General features: G+C 60.0%; 19 protein-coding genes and 1 tRNA gene. 12 read left to right on the top strand and 8 right to left on the bottom strand.

The annotated features are described in order from the left end of the window. The first annotated feature begins 29 nt into the window (after positions 1-29). The 3 genes from gph (at position 30) to CAK95_RS19915 (ending at position 1,617) form a co-directional block, all read left to right on the top strand. The gene (gene gph / locus CAK95_RS19925; RefSeq protein WP_086089498.1) at positions 30-716 is read left to right on the top strand and encodes a phosphoglycolate phosphatase; all 687 of its coding nucleotides are present in this window, start codon (positions 30-32) and stop codon (positions 714-716) included. Positions 717-900: 184 nt separating this feature from the next. After that, positions 901-1,470, top strand: a complete 570-nt coding sequence (locus CAK95_RS19920) for a PEGA domain-containing protein (RefSeq protein WP_086089497.1) — start codon at positions 901-903, stop codon at positions 1,468-1,470. A 72-nt stretch (positions 1,471-1,542) separates the two neighbouring features. Beyond that, positions 1,543-1,617 (top strand) — tRNA-Val (locus CAK95_RS19915). Between the two features lie 66 nt (positions 1,618-1,683). Here CAK95_RS19915 and CAK95_RS19910 read toward each other — a convergent pair. After that, positions 1,684-1,917: a porin gene (locus CAK95_RS19910; RefSeq protein WP_086089496.1), complete on the bottom strand. Its 234-nt coding sequence runs from the start codon at positions 1,915-1,917 to the stop codon at positions 1,684-1,686. Between the two features lie 163 nt (positions 1,918-2,080). On the opposite strand from CAK95_RS19910, the gene CAK95_RS30045 reads away from it, so the two are divergent. The 3 genes from CAK95_RS30045 to CAK95_RS19890 all read left to right on the top strand — a co-directional run bounded on the left by CAK95_RS30045 (position 2,081) and on the right by CAK95_RS19890 (position 5,743). Beyond that, on the top strand, positions 2,081-3,118 hold the full coding sequence (locus tag CAK95_RS30045) for a hypothetical protein (RefSeq protein WP_245303466.1): 1,038 nt from the start codon (positions 2,081-2,083) through the stop codon (positions 3,116-3,118). Positions 3,119-3,397: 279 nt separating this feature from the next. Beyond that, positions 3,398-3,988, top strand: a complete 591-nt coding sequence (locus CAK95_RS19895; RefSeq protein WP_086089494.1) for a L,D-transpeptidase — start codon at positions 3,398-3,400, stop codon at positions 3,986-3,988. Between the two features lie 144 nt (positions 3,989-4,132). Beyond that, complete coding sequence (locus CAK95_RS19890) at positions 4,133-5,743, top strand: APC family permease (protein ID WP_086089493.1); 1,611 nt, start codon at positions 4,133-4,135, stop codon at positions 5,741-5,743. Here the strand turns inward: CAK95_RS19890 and CAK95_RS19885 are convergent. Then, on the bottom strand, positions 5,740-6,126 hold the full coding sequence (locus CAK95_RS19885) for a gamma-butyrobetaine hydroxylase family protein (protein ID WP_086089492.1): 387 nt from the start codon (positions 6,124-6,126) through the stop codon (positions 5,740-5,742). The genes CAK95_RS19890 and CAK95_RS19885 overlap by 4 nt on opposite strands. Before the next feature lie 123 nt (positions 6,127-6,249). Between CAK95_RS19885 and moaA the strand changes: the two genes are divergently transcribed. The 4 genes from moaA to CAK95_RS19865 all read left to right on the top strand — a co-directional run bounded on the left by moaA (position 6,250) and on the right by CAK95_RS19865 (position 10,684). Beyond that, positions 6,250-7,311: a GTP 3',8-cyclase MoaA gene (gene moaA / locus CAK95_RS19880; RefSeq protein ID WP_425349621.1), complete on the top strand. Its 1,062-nt coding sequence runs from the start codon at positions 6,250-6,252 to the stop codon at positions 7,309-7,311. A gap of 27 nt (positions 7,312-7,338) precedes the next feature. Beyond that, positions 7,339-8,238: a DMT family transporter gene (locus CAK95_RS19875; protein WP_086089491.1), complete on the top strand. Its 900-nt coding sequence runs from the start codon at positions 7,339-7,341 to the stop codon at positions 8,236-8,238. 170 nt (positions 8,239-8,408) lie between these two features. Continuing rightward, a complete protein-coding gene (locus tag CAK95_RS19870) occupies positions 8,409-8,993 on the top strand; it encodes a TRAP transporter small permease subunit (RefSeq protein ID WP_086089490.1) in 585 nt (194 codons plus the stop codon). 26 nt (positions 8,994-9,019) lie between these two features. Further along, positions 9,020-10,684: a TRAP transporter large permease gene (locus tag CAK95_RS19865; RefSeq protein ID WP_086089489.1), complete on the top strand. Its 1,665-nt coding sequence runs from the start codon at positions 9,020-9,022 to the stop codon at positions 10,682-10,684. A 64-nt stretch (positions 10,685-10,748) separates the two neighbouring features. Here the strand turns inward: CAK95_RS19865 and CAK95_RS19860 are convergent, their stop codons facing one another. Both CAK95_RS19860 and CAK95_RS19855 read right to left on the bottom strand, forming a co-directional pair. Further along, positions 10,749-11,837 (bottom strand): TRAP transporter substrate-binding protein, encoded by a 1,089-nt coding sequence (locus CAK95_RS19860; RefSeq protein ID WP_086091532.1) that lies wholly within the window; start codon positions 11,835-11,837, stop codon positions 10,749-10,751. A gap of 205 nt (positions 11,838-12,042) precedes the next feature. Beyond that, a complete protein-coding gene (locus CAK95_RS19855) occupies positions 12,043-13,005 on the bottom strand; it encodes a hypothetical protein (RefSeq protein WP_198343742.1) in 963 nt (320 codons plus the stop codon). 179 nt (positions 13,006-13,184) lie between these two features. Here CAK95_RS19855 and CAK95_RS19850 point away from each other — a divergent pair, with 179 nt between their 5' ends. Continuing rightward, positions 13,185-13,847: a Fe2+-dependent dioxygenase gene (locus CAK95_RS19850; protein ID WP_086089487.1), complete on the top strand. Its 663-nt coding sequence runs from the start codon at positions 13,185-13,187 to the stop codon at positions 13,845-13,847. A 118-nt stretch (positions 13,848-13,965) separates the two neighbouring features. Here CAK95_RS19850 and CAK95_RS29325 read toward each other — a convergent pair whose 3' ends face one another. Both CAK95_RS29325 and CAK95_RS19840 read right to left on the bottom strand, forming a co-directional pair. Next, positions 13,966-14,259 carry a hypothetical protein gene (locus tag CAK95_RS29325; protein ID WP_147413468.1) on the bottom strand — a complete coding sequence of 98 codons (294 nt, stop codon included), beginning with the start codon at positions 14,257-14,259 and terminating at the stop codon, positions 13,966-13,968. Between the two features lie 622 nt (positions 14,260-14,881). Continuing rightward, the gene (locus CAK95_RS19840) at positions 14,882-15,115 is read right to left on the bottom strand and encodes a hypothetical protein (protein ID WP_086089485.1); all 234 of its coding nucleotides are present in this window, start codon (positions 15,113-15,115) and stop codon (positions 14,882-14,884) included. Positions 15,116-15,284: 169 nt separating this feature from the next. On the opposite strand from CAK95_RS19840, the gene CAK95_RS19835 reads away from it, so the two are divergent. After that, a complete protein-coding gene (locus CAK95_RS19835) occupies positions 15,285-15,506 on the top strand; it encodes a hypothetical protein (protein ID WP_086089484.1) in 222 nt (73 codons plus the stop codon). A 308-nt stretch (positions 15,507-15,814) separates the two neighbouring features. Here CAK95_RS19835 and CAK95_RS19830 read toward each other — a convergent pair whose 3' ends face one another. Together CAK95_RS19830 and CAK95_RS19825 are read right to left on the bottom strand one after the other, a co-directional pair. Continuing rightward, positions 15,815-16,411, bottom strand: coding sequence for a hypothetical protein (locus tag CAK95_RS19830; protein WP_086089483.1), 597 nt, complete (start codon positions 16,409-16,411; stop codon positions 15,815-15,817). Between the two features lie 6 nt (positions 16,412-16,417). After that, the gene (locus tag CAK95_RS19825; RefSeq protein WP_086091531.1) at positions 16,418-17,548 is read right to left on the bottom strand and encodes an Mrp/NBP35 family ATP-binding protein; all 1,131 of its coding nucleotides are present in this window, start codon (positions 17,546-17,548) and stop codon (positions 16,418-16,420) included. Between the last annotated feature and the right edge of the window lie 95 nt (positions 17,549-17,643).

Here is a 17,643-nt window from a genome sequence, read left to right as displayed (position 1 = left end):
ATGAGGCCAGCTCCAGGACCCGCCGCGCAATGTCAAATCCCATCATCGTGTTCGACCTGGACGGCACCCTCGTCGATACCGCACCCGACCTGATCGCGACCCTCAATCTGGTTCTGACGCTGGAAAACATCCCACCGGTGCCGTTCGAAAAGGCACGCGCGATGATCGGCGGCGGCGTACGGCCATTGATTGAAGAAGCCCTGATCGAACAACAGCGTCATCTCGGCGAAGCGGCCGTCGATGCTCTTTTTGAGCAATATGTCCGGCATTATCAGGAACATATCGCCGATCACTCACGCCCCTATCCCGGATGCGAGGATGTGCTCGAGGTCCTGGGCGCGCAAGGCTTCACGCTCGCGGTCTGCACCAACAAATACGAATCGCTGTCGGTGCGTTTGCTTGATGCGCTCGACATGAAGGCACATTTCGCTGCGATCTGCGGGCAGGACACATTTCCGATGAAAAAGCCGGATCCGGAAATGCTCATCCGGACGATCCAGCACGCCGGTGGCGACATCAGCCGGGCGGTCATGGTTGGCGATTCCGATACCGACGTGCGGACCGCGCGCGCCGCTGGGATTCCAATCATCGGAGTGGATTTCGGCTATACCGATATTCCCATGGCCAAGCTGTCGCCGGACCGGTTAGTCAGCCATTTCGAGCAATTGCCGGCTCTGGTGATGGAACTCGTGCCTGCAACCAGCAGTGTAAATTAACCATATTCCGCGCAAATCGCCTTAGATTTGATACGATTGTGGGCTTCCGCCTGGTCCCGTGAAATGCTAGCCGCACGCAGCGGAGACCGGAATTGGCCCGGGTTGCACGCGGGCCGGCCGGCCCGTAAGGTTCCGACAACAGGGTCGGGGCATGACGGGGCCCCCCAGTGATGGATTAAGACCCATGAGTAAAGTTTTAGTGTTTGCGATCTGCGGGGTGGCGCTTGCCGGATGTACGGCGTCCGGCGACCTGATGAAGACAGCAACGCCGACTGTTCCGCTGCAATTCGAATCCGAACCTGCAGGTGCCGAGGTCAAGACGTCCGGCGGTCAGACCTGCCGTACGCCGTGCGCCCTCGCCGTGCCTGCCGCCGACATGCAGGTAACCTACAGCCTGAACGGCTACCAGCCCCAGACCGTGGCGGTGAAACTGATTCCGCCGGAAGACATCCGCGGCAGTGACGACTCTGGCGTGACCATGACCGAGCCGCGCTTTGATCCCAGCCCTGTCATGGCCGAACTGGTCAAGGCAACTCCTGCTCGCCGTCCGGCCAAGAAAACACCTGTCGCGAAGCGGCGCGCACCGGCGGCCGCGGCAGCACAGGAGCAGCCCGAACCCGGCGACGGCGGCGGCGCGCCTGCCCCCTCGACCAGCGGCTTCAATCCGCCTCCGGCAAGCAACGGGGGCTTCACTCAGCCAGCGCCGCAGCGTTCGGCGCCGCCTCCGTCGGGCGGGTGGCCCGCACCGCGATAATGCCATCACGTTGAACGAGCACGCCTCGGCGCGCTTGACACTTTTTGGAAGCCACTTAAAAGCGGCGGCTTCGGGCGCGTAGCTCAGCGGGAGAGCACTCCCTTCACACGGGAGGGGTCACAGGTTCAATCCCTGTCGCGCCCACCATTCAGTTTTCACAATCGGTCTGGATGGGATTGCTTGTAGCGAAGCACGCATCGAATCTGCGTCGCGTTACCGGCTTCGGCCGGCCTGGAATCTCACATAGCCACTGACCTTGACGCAGGTCGATGAGCCCTCGAGCCTCACAAAGCCCTCACCATACTCGGAACAGGGTTTGGTCTGGCTCTTGTGACTCGTCTGCCCTTTCGTATCCGCAGGCTTCTTTGTCGGCTTGCTGTTCGGCTCGGCGGCAAGGCCCATGGCCGGCAAGGCGACGGCGACGGCAGCAAGGGCGATCTGTTTCATGAGCTTTTGTAACGCGTTCTGGGACCGGTTCCAAAGCACAACGTATGCTCCGTATTGGAACTCGCGAATTTAGGATCGATATCTTCGAATTGAAGCACCATAAGGGCAACTCAACACGCAGCCTCAAGGGTTTTAGCGACTCGCAAGACGAGAACAAACACCGATGCGCCCTGACCTGCCCACGCTCGCTTTGACCTTTCTTGCCTCCCTCGCCTTCACGGCTGCAGCGTCCGCGCAGGCGACACCGAGTTACGAGGCTTTCAATGAGGGACGCTTCCTTCGTTATCTCAACGCGCATAAGGATGGCATCGATGCGGTCCCCCGCATCGGCCTGTCTTTTGGCGAGCGCACAATACGCGCGGTGATCGATTCCGGGTCGACCGGCGTTGTCGTCGCCGCGCGCTCCGTTCCGAATTTCGGTCAGCTTCAATCGATCGGCAACGGCCAGCTGACCTATACAAGCTCGGGCCGCATCATGCGCGGTCGATGGGTGATCACGCGGCTTACTCTTGTCGGACAGAATGGGGAGCGGCTCGATACCGAACCGATGCCGGTGCTCGCTGTCACACGCGTCGATTGCCTGAGAAATGCGCGCAACTGCACGCCGCGTTCGTCGCCTCGCAACATTGCCATGGTCGGCATTGGCTTCGGCCGTGAGGGTGACCGGCAGAACCAGAGCACCCCGGACAAGAATCCGCTGCTGCGGGTTGCCCCCGGCGACGGCCGACGTCGCCAAGGCTATGTCCTGACCCGCGAGGGCGTGCATGTCGGCTTGACCGGCGCAAATACGCGCGGCGACTTCCGGTTCGTGAAACTCGATCGGCAACCGGACGGCCGTGACTGGGCCGGCATCCCTGCCTGTATTGCGCTGAACGGACGGACGCCCCCAGCCTGCGGCAGCATGCTGATGGATACCGGCGTGTCGGCGATGTTCATGACGGTGCCGCCGGACCAAGCCGGCGCGGTGACTCGCACGCTGCCGGACGGCACCAACGTCTCGGTCAGGATCGGTGCACCGGAAAATTCCTCGGAACTGTATCAATTTACAGTCGGCAGCACGTCCCCGCTGGCACCGGACGGAATTCATCTGCGCGTGTCGCCGACCCGCGTCTTCGTCAATACCAGCTACCGTCTGTTGAATGGTTTCGATGTGCTCTACGACGCCGATGGCGGCTATGCAGCCTTTCGCCGACGTCACTAGATCAGGATGATTTTGGATCGAATCGCTCCAAAATCATCAACGTGATTGATTCTAATCAGTGAGAGACTGAAGTCGTCGTCCGGCTTTTCTGCGCTCACCGAAATGGGCGCGAAGGCGGAACACGCGCCGCGCTTTTCGGCGTCATATTCTGAAATGATCTCGCAAAAGCGTGACGAAAGGCCTGGTTGCGACATGTAAGAAAATATGAACTATCGCGCCGGATTTATTTTGCGACCTTTTGGTCATGAAGGTCGGCGCGAATGCATAGGGGCTGAGAGAATGCTGCGAATTGCTTTTCGTTTGACAGTTCTGGCCGCCGCTGCGGTCACGATGGTTTCCGCCGCCCACGCCAACAACGGTTTCGATCCGGAAGGCCGCTACAATGGCGGAGCACCCATCGGCAAACTGTTTGGGATGTACGGGACGTCCCCCGTGCCGCGGGCAACCGTCAGCTATCCGACCAACGAGAGGCCCGGCACGATCATCATCAATACGCGCGAGCGGCGGCTGTATCTGATCCAGGGAAATGGTACCGCCCTCCGCTACGGGATCGGTGTTGGCCGCGATGGCTTCACCTGGAGCGGCGTGAAATCAGTCTCGGCCAAGAAGGAATGGCCAAGCTGGACCCCGCCGGCCCAGATGCTGCAGCGCCGCCCCGATTTGCCGCGTTTCATGCCCGGCGGTCCGGACAATCCACTCGGCGCCCGCGCCATGTATCTCGGCTCGACGCTCTACCGCATCCACGGCTCCAACGAACCGGAAACAATCGGCCAGGCGGTGTCGTCGGGCTGCTTCCGCATGACCAACCCGGACGTGATCGATCTCTATAGCCGCGTGTCAGTCGGAGCGAAGGTCATCGTCCAGCAATAACTGCAGCGACCTGACTGGCGGCCGCATTTTCGCACTTTTCGCAGGCCCAGATAAATTTACGCAATCGTGCAAGCTCGATTGCGTAAGTCTCATTGCAAGGTTGCGCCGCAGCCCGGCCATTGAAAGCGGGGCCGGAGAGCGCCCATGCGTCGCGACATTGGCTTTATCGGCCTGACCTTCGTCGCGGTCAGTGCAATGGTCGGATCGGGTTGGTTGTTCGCTCCACTTCTGGCGAGCCAAGCCGCCGGTCCCGCCGCAATCGTTGCCTGGGCCATTGGCGGCTTCGCGATACTCTTGCTTGCGCTCACCTACGCAGAAATCTCGGCCATGCTGCCGGTCACCGGTGGCATCGCCCGTGTCCCGCAATTCAGCCACGGCAACGTCGTCTCCACGGCCATGGGTTGGAGCGCCTGGATCGGCTACAACGCGACCGCTCCGGTCGAGGTCGAGGCCATGCTCAGGTATCTCGCCCTGCACCTGCCATGGCTTTATGAAGCCGATAATGCCGGTGCGCTTACCGACAAGCTCTCTTGGGCGGGAACGACAACTGCGACCGGCTTCCTCGTTTTATTCACGGTGATCAATGCGATCGGCGTGAAGTTCTTCACCTATGTCAATTCGACGATCACCTGGGTGAAGATCGCTATTCCGCTCATCGTCATCTTCGCGTTCATCGTGGCACGGTTCGAGCCATCGAATTTCGTCGCGGACGGCTTCTCGCCCTTCGGACTGCAGGGCATTCTGGCCGCCGTATCGAGCGGCGGCATTATTTTCTCGTATATCGGCTTTCGGCACGCCGTCGACATGGCCGGCGAGGTCAAGCGGCCCGGTGTCATCATTCCGCTCGCCCTCCTGTCGTCCATTGCCATCTGCTTCGTTCTTTATGCTGGCTTGCAGCTGGCCTTTGTGGGCGCTCTTTCGCCGGCGGATCTTGCGGGCGGCTGGAAGCAGCTCGCATCGGCTGGCGGTTTCGGGCCGCTCGAAGTCATTGCGTCCGCCATCGGTCTCATCTGGCTCGTGAGCCTGCTCAATGTCGGCGCCGTCCTTGGGCCATTCGGCGGCGGGCTGGTTACAACCGGCTCGAATGCACGTCTCACCTACGCGCTTGCCGAGAACGGCTTCTTTCCACGTCTGTTCGCGACTTTATCGGCGCGCGGCGTGCCTCTCAGGGGACTTATTTTGAATCTTGTTTTCTCCTCGCTCATCTTCCTGCTGTTGCCGTTTGAAGAGATCGTGAAGCTCAATAGTTCGGCGATCATGCTGTCATTCATCGCAGGACCGATCGGCGTCGTGGCACTGCGCCATCTTCTCCCACACCGAAACAGGCCGCTGCGGCTGCCGGCGGTGGAAATCCTTGCTCCTGTCGCCTTCGTCATCGCCACGCTCGTCCTCTACTGGAGCGGCTGGGATACGCTGTGGCGGCTCGGCCTTTATCTCCTGGCTGGCCTCGTGCTCTTCCTCATCCATATGGGACGGGACGGGCTCGCAAACCTTGACCTTGTGGAAGCGGCATGGCTTCCCCCCTACCTCATCGCCCTCGGTCTGGTCTCAGCCTTTGGCTCCTTTGGAGGGTCGGGCCACATTCCCTTTGGCTGGGACATGATCCTTCTTTTTGGCCTTTCCCTCGCCACGTTCCAGATCGCCGTCCGGTGCCGACTGCCACAGGAGAGGCTCAACCGCTACCTCTCCGAGGAACGCATCTTCGAGAAAGCGGAGAGCGAACCACCTTCCTCCGCCAGCGCCATTCTGGACTAGCGCGACTTGCGGACCGGATCGCGCGACCATCCCTTGGCCGCGAGTTCATCGAGATAATCCTGCCAGTATTGCGCGTGTTTGCGGCCAAGCTCGGCGAAATAATCCCATGAATAGATGCCGGTGGAATGCATATCGTCGAATGTCAGCCGCACGGCATAATTGCCCATCGGCCTGACCTCGATGATCATGACATCGCGCTTACCCGGTACGGTTTTACGCTCGTCCGGTGAGTGCCCCTGCACTTCGGCGCTCGGGCTTTTGACACGCAGATATTCCGCCGACAGTTCGTAGCGCTCGCCATTGTCGAAAGCGACCGTCAGGGTCCGGCCGTCCTTGCTGAGACGGATTTCTGTGGGCCAAGGCCGCGCGTCATTTAGGGGCATCGGAACTCATGTCTGGGCAGCAACTCTGATCCTGCAACACCCTGATAGCCCCACCGAAGGTTCTACGCCATTCTGTTTGCAAAGCTTGGCACGCAGCTTTTGCGGACCGCCAGGAAAGCCTATATGGAAGGCGTGAGCGCAACCATGAATGCTGCACCGCAACCTATTCAACTGACCAACGCCAACCGGGCTCCGCTGGTGGACCCGTTTGCGCGGACCATTTCCTATCTGCGGGTCTCGGTGACCGACCGCTGCGATTTTCGCTGCGTCTATTGCATGTCCGAGGACATGGCCTTCCTGCCCAAGGCGGACCTGCTGAGCCTTGAGGAACTCGACCGCGTCTGCTCGGCCTTCATCTCGCGCGGGGTGCGCAAGCTGCGCCTGACCGGCGGCGAGCCATTGGTCCGGCGGGGGATCATGACCCTGTTCGGCTCTTTGTCGCGGCATTTGCGCGCGGGTGCACTCGATGAACTGACGCTGACGACCAACGGCTCGCAGCTCGCAAAATACGCGACAGAGTTGAAGGACCATGGCGTCGAGCGGATCAATGTTTCTCTCGACACGCTCGACCCGGACAAGTTCCGCGCCATCACCCGCTGGGGCGATCTGTCGCGCGTCATGGCCGGCATTGACGCAGCACAGGCGGCAGGGCTGAAGATCAAGATCAATGCCGTCGCGCTGAAGGGCGTGAACGAGGACGAGATCGCGCCGCTGATGGAATGGGCGCATGGCCGCGGCATGGATCTCACGCTGATCGAGGTGATGCCGCTCGGCGATGTCGGCGAAACACGGCTCGATCAATATCTGCCGCTGTCGATGCTGCGCAGCCGGCTCGCGGAACGCTACACGCTCGATGACATCGACTACATGACCGGCGGCCCGGCGCGGTATGTCCGTGTCGCTGAAACCGGCGGACGGCTCGGCTTCATCACGCCGATGACTCACAATTTCTGCGAATCCTGCAATCGCGTGCGCCTCACCTGCACCGGCACGCTGTTCATGTGCCTTGGCCAGGAAGATGCGGCCGATCTGCGCGGACCGTTGCGCGCGTCCGAATCCGACGATCTTCTCCATGCCGCGATTGAAAGCGCCGTTGCCCGCAAGCCGAAAGGGCATGACTTCATCATCGACCGCCGCCACAAGCGGCCGGCCCTGCCCCGCCACATGAGCGTCACCGGCGGTTAATCCCGCCAATCCGATGAAAGTTCACGCGTGACCCCATCCGCCGCCAATCGCCGCGGGATGCTCGCCTTGTCGTTCAGCATGGCGCTTTACACCGTCAACGACACTTGCGTGAAGCTGGTCGCGCGGGAATTGCCGTTCGGCGAGGTCATCTTCCTGCGCGGGGTTTTGTCGGTGCTGTTTCTGCTCATTGCCCTGAGCGTTACCGGGCAACTTCGCGGCCTGTCGAAGAGCTGCAGCACGCCGGTGCTATGGCGTTCGCTGTTCGATGCGCTCGGCACGATCGCTTTCATTGCCGCACTCGTGCGCATGAATTTCGCCGAACTGGCGGCCGTGGTCCTCACCTCACCGTTGATCCTGACCGCCCTCGCGGCCCTGACGCTCGGCGCTCGCGTTGGGTGGCGGCGCTGGAGCGCGATCGCCGTCGGATTGATCGGCACGCTGTTCATTGTAAAGCCCAGCGCACAGGCCTTTGATGTGTGGGCGCTCGTCGGATTGTCCGCGGCATTCTTTTCCGCCGGCCGCGATCTAGCCACCCGCAGCATCCACACTGGCATTTCGACACTGTCGGTTAGTTTCTACGGGGCCGTTGCGGTCACACTGGCAGGCGCCGCGCTCGGCCTGACCGAGACCTGGGCGATGCCGACCGCCAGCCAATGGCTTGGCATCACCATCGCCGCGGCCTTTCTGGGGATAGGAGCCTATTTTGCAGTACTGGCGTTCCGCGAGGTCGATATCCCAACGGTTGCACCTTTCCGCTATACACTCCTCTTCTGGACGGCTCTCAGCGGCTACCTGGTCTTCGGCGAGGTTCCGGACCGCTGGTCTTTCGTTGGGGCTGGCCTGATCGCCTTGGGCGGCCTCTACGCGTTGCACCGCGAAGCCGTGCGGCATCGCGAGATTTCAGCGCGCTCTATCCCTCCGGCTTGAGCCGAACTTCCCATTGACGGCCGCCTCGCTGTTCGGATTAGCTGCCCCGACCGGCGGGCAGGCCGGCCACCAAGAGCGCGCCCAGCGCCTCTCATGTATTAAAATCGAGCACGTTTATGATTTTGGATTGATCCAAAATCATCGTGACCCAAGGGGGGGAAGTCTCAACAGTGCAAGCATTGCTGGCAGTGAGCCGGGCCATTGATGCCGTAAACTCCCGGCTCGGCAAATGGGTCTCCTGGCTCATTGTGGTTGTCGTGATCGTGTCGGCTGGAAATGCCACCGTCCGCAAGCTGTTCGATACATCGTCGAATGCCTGGCTCGAGCTGCAATGGGTGATGTTCAGCATCATCTTCCTGATCTGCTCGCCTTGGACATTGATGTCGAACGAACATATCCGGATCGACATCATCAACAGCATGTTCTCGAAAACCACCCGCAACGTGATTGATGTGGTCGGCCATGTCGTATTCCTGCTGCCGCTCACGATCGTCATGATCGTGACCGGCTGGCCTTTCTTCATCGCGTCATATTCGATCAACGAGCAATCGATGAATGCCGGCGGCCTGCCGCAATGGCCAGCCAAATCGTTGATCGTCATCGGCTTCACGCTGCTGTTCTTTCAGGGCATTTCCGAACTCATCAAACGGATCGCGGTGATGCGCGGCCTGATCCCTGAACCTTATGATCTTTCGTTGAACTCGGCTGAAACGGAAGCCGAACGCCTGCTGGCGGATGTCAAGACCGATAACTGACGATCGTCGCACAGGCCGGAGCAACCATGACTCAGCTTCTGATCCACTATATGGCGCCGATCATGTTCGCGTCATTGGTGGTCTTTCTTCTACTCGGATATCCGGTCGCGTTCTCGCTGGCGGCCAACGGCCTGTTGTTCGGCCTTGTCGGCATTGAGCTCGGATTGTTCCGGCCCGATTTTCTGCAGGCGCTTCCCGAGCGTGTCTTCGGCGTGATGAACAATGACACGCTGCTGGCAATCCCCTTCTTCACCTTCATGGGACTGATCCTCGAACGATCCGGGATGGCGGAGGATCTGCTCGATACGATCGGCCAGCTCTTTGGGACGATCCGCGGCGGTCTTGCCTTTGCCGTGATCTTTGTCGGCGCACTGCTGGCAGCCACCACCGGTGTGGTCGCCGCGTCGGTGATCTCGATGGGACTGATCGCGCTGCCGATCATGTTGCGTTACGGCTATGACCGTCGCGTTGCCACCGGTGTCATCGCCGCATCCGGAACGCTCGCACAGATCATTCCGCCGTCGCTGGTTTTGATCGTCATGGCGGATCAGCTTGGCCGTTCGGTTGGCGACATGTATGCGGGCGCCTTCATTCCCGGTCTCGTGCTCTCCGGCATCTATGCCGGATACATTTTTCTCGTCACCATCCTGAGGCCGGCCGCCGCTCCTGGCCTGCCGGTCGAAGCTTTGACCTACAAGGAAGCGGATGGCCGCCGTGGCGTATTGTCTCTCCTCGTTGTGATGCTGATCTCGACCGCTGCTTCCTATCTTTATATGCGGACAACCAACGTCCGCAGCGGCCCCGATTTTGTCATCCTCACGATGTCGATCACGATCGGCATCGCGTTCGCGCTAGCGATCATCAACCGCTTCACGCGATTGAATTTGCTGTCGGTTCTGGCCGAACAGGTCATTTTCGTGATGGTGCCACCACTGGCACTGATCTTCCTGGTTCTCGGCACTATTTTCATCGGCGTCGCAACCCCAACCGAAGGCGGTGCCATGGGCGCAGTCGGTGCCATGCTGCTGGCCCTGCTGAAGCGCCGTCTGACTCTCGACCTCACGCGACAGGCGGCACAATCAACAGCCAAGCTTGCCGCATTCGTCGTCTTCATCCTGATCGGCGCACGCGTCTTCTCGCTCACTTTCTACGGCGTCGATGGTCACCGCTGGGTCGAAGAACTACTGCTCGGCCTGCCCGGCGGTCAGATCGGTTTCCTGTTTTTCGTCAACATCCTTGTCTTCTTCCTGGCGTTCTTCCTCGATTTCTTTGAGATCGCCTTCATCATCATTCCGCTCCTCGCTCCCGCTGCGGAACGGGTCGGCATCGATCTGATCTGGTTCGGCGTGATGCTCGCCGTGAACATGCAGACGTCGTTCATGCATCCGCCATTCGGCTTCGCGCTGTTCTATCTGCGGTCGGTCGCTCCGCGCGATTTCTACATCGATCGCATCACCCGCAAGCGTATGCCCCCCGTCACCACCGGCGAAATCTACTGGGGCGCGGTGCCGTTCGTGATCATCCAATGCATCATGGTTGCCATGGTCATCGCCTTTCCGGCCATGGTGATGCACTACAAGAGCGTGGCCCCGAAGGTTGACCCAGCCAAGGTCGAGGAGCAGTTCAAGAACCTGCCGGGTTTCGACCTGCCTGCGCCACTCGATTTCGATAAGCCGCCGCAGTTCAAGTAATACAATAGCGATCCATGCATAAAAAAACCCCGGCCAGTGAAGCCGGGGTTTTGTTGGATCGATATCAGGACCGCGTTCGCGCCCGGATCATGTAGCTGTCAAACGCGTATTCAGCGACCTGCCACCACAAATATTCGTCGCTGCGGAAGGCCACGATGTTGTCGTAGATTTTCTTGAATTCCGGATTGCTGGCCGAGATTTCCGCATAGACCTCATTCGACGCCTTGAAGCAGGCATCGAGGACCGTCTGCGGAAATGGACGCAACTGCGCGCCGGCAGCAACAAGACGCCTCACCGCGCCCGGATTATCGGCATCGTATTTGGCAGTCATCGACACGTTGGCGGTATCGGACGCCGAGCGAAGGATCTGCTGATACGCCTTCGGCAGCGCATTCCACTTATCGATATTGATGAAGTTGTGGATGACAGTGCCGCCTTCCCACCAGCCCGGATAATAATAATAAGGCGCAACTTTCTGGAAGCCGAGCTTCTCGTCGTCGTAAGGACCCACCCACTCGGCCGCGTCGATTGTGCCCTTCTCCAACGCAGGATAGATGTCTCCGCCGGCGAGCTGTTGCGGCACGACGCCAAGTTTTTGCAGCACGCGGCCGGCAAGACCGGCGATGCGGAATTTCAGGCCCTGCAAGTCGGCAACGTCCTTGATTTCCTTGCGAAACCATCCACCCATCTGACAGGTCGTATTGCCGGCCGGCAGTGCGATGTATTTGAACTTCGCGTAAAAATCATCCAGCAGCTTGCTGCCGCCGTGCTGATACATCCACGAATTCTGCATGCGGGTGTTCAGGCCGAACGGGATGGCGCTGCCGAGGGCGAAAGTCGGGTCCTTGCCGACGTAATAATATGAAGCAGTCTGGCACATCTCGACGGTGCCATTGGTGACGGCATCCGCGGCCGCAAGACCCGGCACGATCTCACCAGCCGCAAACGGCTGGATCTGGAATTTGTTGTCGGTGGCTTCGGCCACGGCCTTGACGAAGGTTTCGGCACCGCCCCACAGCGTATCGAGCGATTTCGGAAAACTCGATGTCAGCCGCCATTTGATCTCCGGGCTCGACTGCGCGATCGCCGGCTTGGCAATCGCGGCGGCCGCGGCGCCCGTTCCGATGGTGGCGATAAACTGTCGGCGTTTCATGCTTTCCTCTCCATGCCATTCTTTGTGGCTGACCGGATCCGGCCGGCGCAGCGGCCCCTCATCCGCGCGGACCATGATCCGGCGACCGGACCCGCGCAAGGCCCGCCCTGTCACAAATCAACAGCGAACCGTCAATGCCAAATTAGGCCAATCCGGCGGTCGGCCTATGCCGGAAAAGTCCTCCGCCGGAAAGCTTAGGATGGCGCTATTGGAGGCCGGATACGGCCAATTTGGCCGCTGATGCCGCTGACAGGAGATCCGCCTCCGTCACCTTGGATTTCCCCGGACGCTTGATGCCAGGAAAGGCCTGCTCGGTGAGCGCCAGCGCCTGCCGGAACGCTTTTTCCTTCTTGCCATCGAGCTTATGCAGCCATGGCAGCACGGTCCTCGCCTGATCGCGTGCCGCCATCGCAAAGCCTAGACCGTCGAGATAGGCCTCGAGGTTGCTGTCCTTCTGCACCACGGAGAATTGCGCGGCGGCGCGGTCGATCAATTCCGCCGCCACATGCGCCTTGACCGCTTGCGCCGATGCCGACGACTTCGGGGCCACTTTCTCGGCCGCTGCCAGGGCCGCCAGCACCGCATTCACCCGCCGCTTGATGTCTGCTGCCGGCTTTTTTTCATTCGCCGCACTCACGGTGGCCTCGAGTTTCTGGCCGAGATCTGTCACGCCAAGCTTCTTGAAGACGTCTTCCATCTCAAAATAGACTTCCGACAGACCGTGCGCGAACATCTGCGCGCCGGCTTCCTGCTCCTTGCCTTCATAAGCCGCAAGGCCGGCATGATAATGCGCCGCAATCACCTGCAGGGCGACGCCGTATTCCACCGGATCTTTCGCGGCACTTTCGACATTGATGCCGGCCTCACCGCCCTCGCCGCCACCTTCTCCTCCCTCTCCAGCTTCACCGCCGGCACCGGTGGTCGCAGCTTGCGCAAGATGCTGCCAATAAGAAAAGCCGCCCGCGACAGACAAATCCCGCAGACCCGGCACAGAGGTGACGGACGAGTCATTCTGCGCCGCCGTCGGCAGCGGTGTAGCGGGCAGCGAAGACGCGCTGCTCCCGGCCAGAATGAAGGCGCCGACGCCGACCCAGATCTTGCGGCTTTTCTTCATGGTCAGTCCCATGTTTGACACGCGGAAGCGTGCTGAAAAATATCTGCGACGCATCAGGAATGCGTCCAGCGTCACCCATAATCCTGTCGGGAGCCTCCGCCAACAGCAACGTTTTTGAATTGTTCCAAAGCATAAGCAGGAATTGCGAAAGAGCCTGTTTTCAGGCACCAGAGCGTTTTCAAGCGAAGTGGGCACCGGTTCGCGTGAAGAAAACGCGTCAAAGCAAGACAGACATGCAGATCGTGATTGGCGATATCCTTAAAGCAGATGACCTCGCGTCCGTGCGCAAGGCGCTGGCCAATGTTCGTTTCATCGACGGCAAGGAAACGGCCGGATTCGCCGCGCGCCGCGTGAAGGACAATCAACAGGCGGATGCCTCCGACCGCTCGCTCGATCCGGCGCGCGCGCTGGTCGCCAAACGGATCATGGACAACGAGCTGTTCGGGATGGCGGTTCGTCCGAAGCAACTCAGCGGCCTGTTGTTCTCACGCTATGAGCCTGGCATGCAATATGGCGTGCATGTCGACGATGCGTTGATGCAAGGCATGCGTACCGATGTTGCCTTCACGCTCTTCCTCGATGACCCAGCCGACTACGACGGCGGCGAATTGGTGATCGAGGCGCCAGGGGGCGACGACGAAATCAAGCTGCCGGCCGGATCGATGATCGCCTACCCGGCCACCACATTGCATCGGGTGGCGCAGGTGACACGCGGCCACCGCCATGTCGTCGCCGGCTGGGCCCGCAGCTTCGTACGCGATCCGGCGCAGCGCGAATTGCTGTTCGATCTCGACACTGCGCGCCGGATCATGTTTTCGCGCGACGGCAAGAGCGCCGAATTCGACCTGATTTCGAAATCGCTCGCCAACCTGATGCGGATGTGGGTGGACGACTGAGGGGCACCCCGCAAGGTCCAGAGATCACGGCAAGCGGTTACCACAAATAGCCTTCGACCTGTTGCATGGCCGATCGCAAAAGATGCGCGAATAACACGCATGAAAATTTCTGCACTCTTTACAGATCCCGACACGCCGAAGCAAAAATTCCGCCCACCTTTAGCCCCGAAGCAATGCTTTTGCTCGACGTCATTGCTTCTGCCGTCGCGAGCAAACCATGTTCAAATCCCCATTGCTCAGGAAAATAACATTCGAATTGTTTCCTGCCGCGCTTCTCAGCTTCACCGGCAGCATCCTCGTCGCCCAGTATTTTCGGCCGGCCGTGGTCATAACGCCCCCGAGCACAGAAGCTTCGGTTCGCGAGGACCTGATCCGAACGCTGCAGCAGGAGCGTGCTATTCTTCTTGATCAAATGGCAAGGATCGCAACGAGGGCTGCGTCAGCCCATCCGGCAAATCCGGAAACCGGACAGACTCTTCAACCAAAGGGGACAGGACATTCATCTGCTCCTTCGGCGTTCCAGCCCAATCCTCAAACCAGGACGAGCGGCGCAACACCGCAGGTCGATGACGTCAAACGACAGGCAAAAACCAGGGCCGATGCCTCCAGGCTCGACGCTTCTCTCCCGGCGGTCGCGTCCTCAATCCAGCCGCCGATCATGATCGTGCCGGTTGCACTTGAGCGCGCTGATAACGATGGGATATCGCCTTTCGACGTCATTGCCCGCCCGCTGGAAAAGACCGCCCTTTGGCTGAAGGCTCTGAAGTCGAAAATCGCTCATCGGTTTTCGGTCGGCTCAACGAACGATACCCAGCGATTCCCGGGGCACGGAATCTATTAAAGCGTTTTCGAGCGAAGTGGGCACCGGTTCGCGTGAAGAAAACGCGTTAAAAGAAAAGCTAGAGCCCCGGCTTTGATTCCATCAAAGCCGGAAGAACTCTAGCTGTCTGCAAATATCCGCTTTATTCATGGCCATGCTTCACCGCTTCATCGTCGCTGAAGCGCCGCGCGAATAACGCCAGATAAAAAGCCGGTCACATCACTTTAAGTTTGCCGGTTGTGAATGCCGCAAATCTCAGCACGTTACTGGCAACCACAACGCTGCCTCCATCCGCTGCATCAACAAGACATCGTGCTGCAGCCTGCACCTCCGGGTGTTCGCTGTCATCGCAATTCAGAAGCCAAAGGCTGGCGTCAGAGAGATTGTGAAGAACGGTCCCGTCGCTGAGAACCACAGGCGACGTGAGCGGCTGTGTCAAATCCACCATGAGCGCAACTCTACAACTGGTACGCTGTTCTTATGGTGGCATTTCCGGCCCAGAACCGCAATGCTGGAGGATCCGCCCTAATTCGATGACGACAATAGCGATAGACATCGCTCGCTGATAATGACGTCAGCGCCGGGAACTTAAGATAGCCAGCGCCGTTCTAGCGGGCATGTCAGACTTCCTCACGATCTTGGTTGAAAAAGTCAGATCGGAGCCGGACCGCTCGGAGCCCACCTTTGCCGGCGTCTATCGCTATTTTCTAAAAGTCTACAATTACGATGAAGCGGCTGCGAAAGATGCGATGGCAATATTTATGTCCGGACGGTTGCCGCCGGCGGTGATTGCTGACCTGGATACGTTTCGATTGAACAACTCAGGATTCTCTGATTAGGCGTGCTCATGCGAAGTGGTGCCGGTTGGCGTGAGAAAACGCGTCAAAACAAAAAAGCTGCCGGAGATGGTCTTGAGATAGTCCTGTCACCACACCACGCGCACGCCGGCATTGAAATGATGTGCAAGTTAATTTACTTTACAGAAGCAGCGTGTGGAATCTTGATGCGTTGCATCGATCATCGCTACGGCGCAGACAAGGTATTCGATTGCTGACAGCAGATCGCACATCAGCATGCGCTTGCGATGAGATGATGCGTTGTCGGCAAACGTCCGATGATCGGAAGAACATCGAAGCGAATGGCAACGCTACAGGCCGCTGCCGAAGCGCGCCATGATGACGATCATCACCACCTGCATCGTGCCCTGGATCGCGACGACGCGAACATAAGTCTTTATCCAGCGCCCGATCTTCTCACCGTCAGGCTGCGCCTTTTGCATTTCCAGAAAAACTAGAATGTTGATCGGCGTGAGAATGCCGAGCCCCTGCACTGTCAGCACGGCAAGGATCGCGAGCGCGGCCGCGACCCAATAGAATTCGGGATAGCCGAGATCCATGTAGCCCATGCGCTGCGCGAGATAATAACCCGCTGTGCCGGTGATGATCGCGAGCGTCGGCATCAGCACCATGGTGCGCGGGATCAGCGCGCCGATCATCGCCTTGCGCATTTCGAATGGCAGCCGCCGGATGATCGGGCCGATGATAAAACCAAGAAACAGATCGATGCCGGTCCACAACACACCGAACATGATGTGGACCCATGTCAGAAACCAGAGGCTGGGGCCGAGGATGGCGGCGAACATCGCAGCGAACGCGCCGGCCGCCATGACGAAATAGGCCGGCCGCAAGGCGAGCTTGGATGCGCCGGGCTTGGATGCGTCTGGCGCCGCTGCGATTTCGGTCATGCGGCGCTATGCCTCAATGACGATCTTCGGTGCGGCGCGTCCGGCGCCGGGGCCGGCCAGCGAATCGCGCACCCGTTCGGCAATCGCGCGATAGACTTTGGCATGCGGTCCGTCCGGCTGCGTCGCGACCACCGGCAGGCCGGCATCCGACGTCTCGCGGATGGTCATGTCGAGCGGCACTTCGCCGAGGAAGGGAACGTTCAGCCGTTCTGCTTCGTGCCGCGCGCCGCCATGACCGAAGATGTCGGACCGCGTGCCGCATTCCGGGCAGAGGAAGTAGCTCATGTTTTCGATGACACCGAGGATCGGCACGTTCACGCGCTTGAACATGGCGACGCCGCGGCGGGCATCGATCAAGGCGAGATCCTGCGGCGTTGAGACAATGATTGAACCGGCCAGCGGAACCTGTTGCGCCATCGTCAGTTGCGCGTCACCGGTGCCGGGGGGCATGTCGACCACCATGACGTCGAGATCGCCCCATTCGACTTCGCGGAGCATCTGCGTCAGCGCCGACATCACCATCGGTCCGCGCCAGATCATCGGGGTTTCTTCGTCGATTAAAAAGCCGATGGACATGACGTTGAGGCCGTAACGACTGATAGGTTTCAGGCGTTTGCCGCCGATCGTCTCCGGCTTCTCGCGGATTGCCAGCAGCTTCGGCAGCGATGGCCCATAGATATCGGCGTCGAGCACGCCGACTTTCAGACCGAGATCGCGCAGGGCCAAAGCGAGATTGATCGCGGTCGTCGACTTGCCGACCCCGCCCTTTCCCGACGCAACGGCGATAATGGATTTCACGCCGGGGACACCGGCGGGACCTTGCGGCTGGGCATGGGCATGGCCGTGGGTCGGCGGCGGGGGAGCCGCTGGCGCTGGCGCGCTTTTGCCCCCGGCGCGCTCCGCGGTCAGGGCGATCATCGCCGATACGACACCCGGCACCGATCGCACCGCCTCCTCCACCTGCTTGCGCACCGGCTCCCAGGCCTTGACCGCCGCTGCATCGACACTGACGGAAAAGAACACCTTGCCATCAGTGATCACGATGTCCGAAACCGCGCCGGTTTCGGTGACTTTACGGCCGTCCGGGGCCGCGATGGCGGCCAGACGCGCGAGGATCTGTTCTTTCGTCGGGGCCAACACGCACTTCCTTCCCGCTTCTCCGAGCGTACAAGAGATCTTCTACGAGCATAGATAGGGCGGGTTGACGGGCGCGCACAAGCCGTCACATTGGC

It is taken from the genome of Pseudorhodoplanes sinuspersici (genome assembly GCF_002119765.1).
Lineage (GTDB): Bacteria > Pseudomonadota > Alphaproteobacteria > Rhizobiales > Xanthobacteraceae > Pseudorhodoplanes > Pseudorhodoplanes sinuspersici.
The sequence above is the reverse complement of the archived record's forward strand: the minus strand, read 5'-3'. Positions and strand labels throughout refer to the sequence as shown.

Coding starts and splice junctions, on each gene's coding strand:
- moaA (WP_425349621.1), top strand. CDS start 6,250: ATGGAAGGCGTGAGCGCAACCATGAATGCTGCACCGCAACCTATTCAA.
- CAK95_RS19885 (WP_086089492.1), bottom strand. CDS start 6,126: ATGCCCCTAAATGACGCGCGGCCTTGGCCCACAGAAATCCGTCTCAGC.
- CAK95_RS30045 (WP_245303466.1), top strand. CDS start 2,081: ATGCGCCCTGACCTGCCCACGCTCGCTTTGACCTTTCTTGCCTCCCTC.
- CAK95_RS19835 (WP_086089484.1), top strand. CDS start 15,285: ATGTCAGACTTCCTCACGATCTTGGTTGAAAAAGTCAGATCGGAGCCG.
- CAK95_RS19865 (WP_086089489.1), top strand. CDS start 9,020: ATGACTCAGCTTCTGATCCACTATATGGCGCCGATCATGTTCGCGTCA.
- CAK95_RS19860 (WP_086091532.1), bottom strand. CDS start 11,837: ATGAAACGCCGACAGTTTATCGCCACCATCGGAACGGGCGCCGCGGCC.
- CAK95_RS19910 (WP_086089496.1), bottom strand. CDS start 1,917: ATGAAACAGATCGCCCTTGCTGCCGTCGCCGTCGCCTTGCCGGCCATG.
- CAK95_RS19920 (WP_086089497.1), top strand. CDS start 901: ATGAGTAAAGTTTTAGTGTTTGCGATCTGCGGGGTGGCGCTTGCCGGA.
- CAK95_RS19840 (WP_086089485.1), bottom strand. CDS start 15,115: ATGGTGGATTTGACACAGCCGCTCACGTCGCCTGTGGTTCTCAGCGAC.
- CAK95_RS19895 (WP_086089494.1), top strand. CDS start 3,398: ATGCTGCGAATTGCTTTTCGTTTGACAGTTCTGGCCGCCGCTGCGGTC.
- CAK95_RS19855 (WP_198343742.1), bottom strand. CDS start 13,005: ATGCGTCGCAGATATTTTTCAGCACGCTTCCGCGTGTCAAACATGGGA.
- gph (WP_086089498.1), top strand. CDS start 30: ATGTCAAATCCCATCATCGTGTTCGACCTGGACGGCACCCTCGTCGAT.
- CAK95_RS19890 (WP_086089493.1), top strand. CDS start 4,133: ATGCGTCGCGACATTGGCTTTATCGGCCTGACCTTCGTCGCGGTCAGT.
- CAK95_RS19830 (WP_086089483.1), bottom strand. CDS start 16,411: ATGACCGAAATCGCAGCGGCGCCAGACGCATCCAAGCCCGGCGCATCC.
- CAK95_RS19850 (WP_086089487.1), top strand. CDS start 13,185: ATGCAGATCGTGATTGGCGATATCCTTAAAGCAGATGACCTCGCGTCC.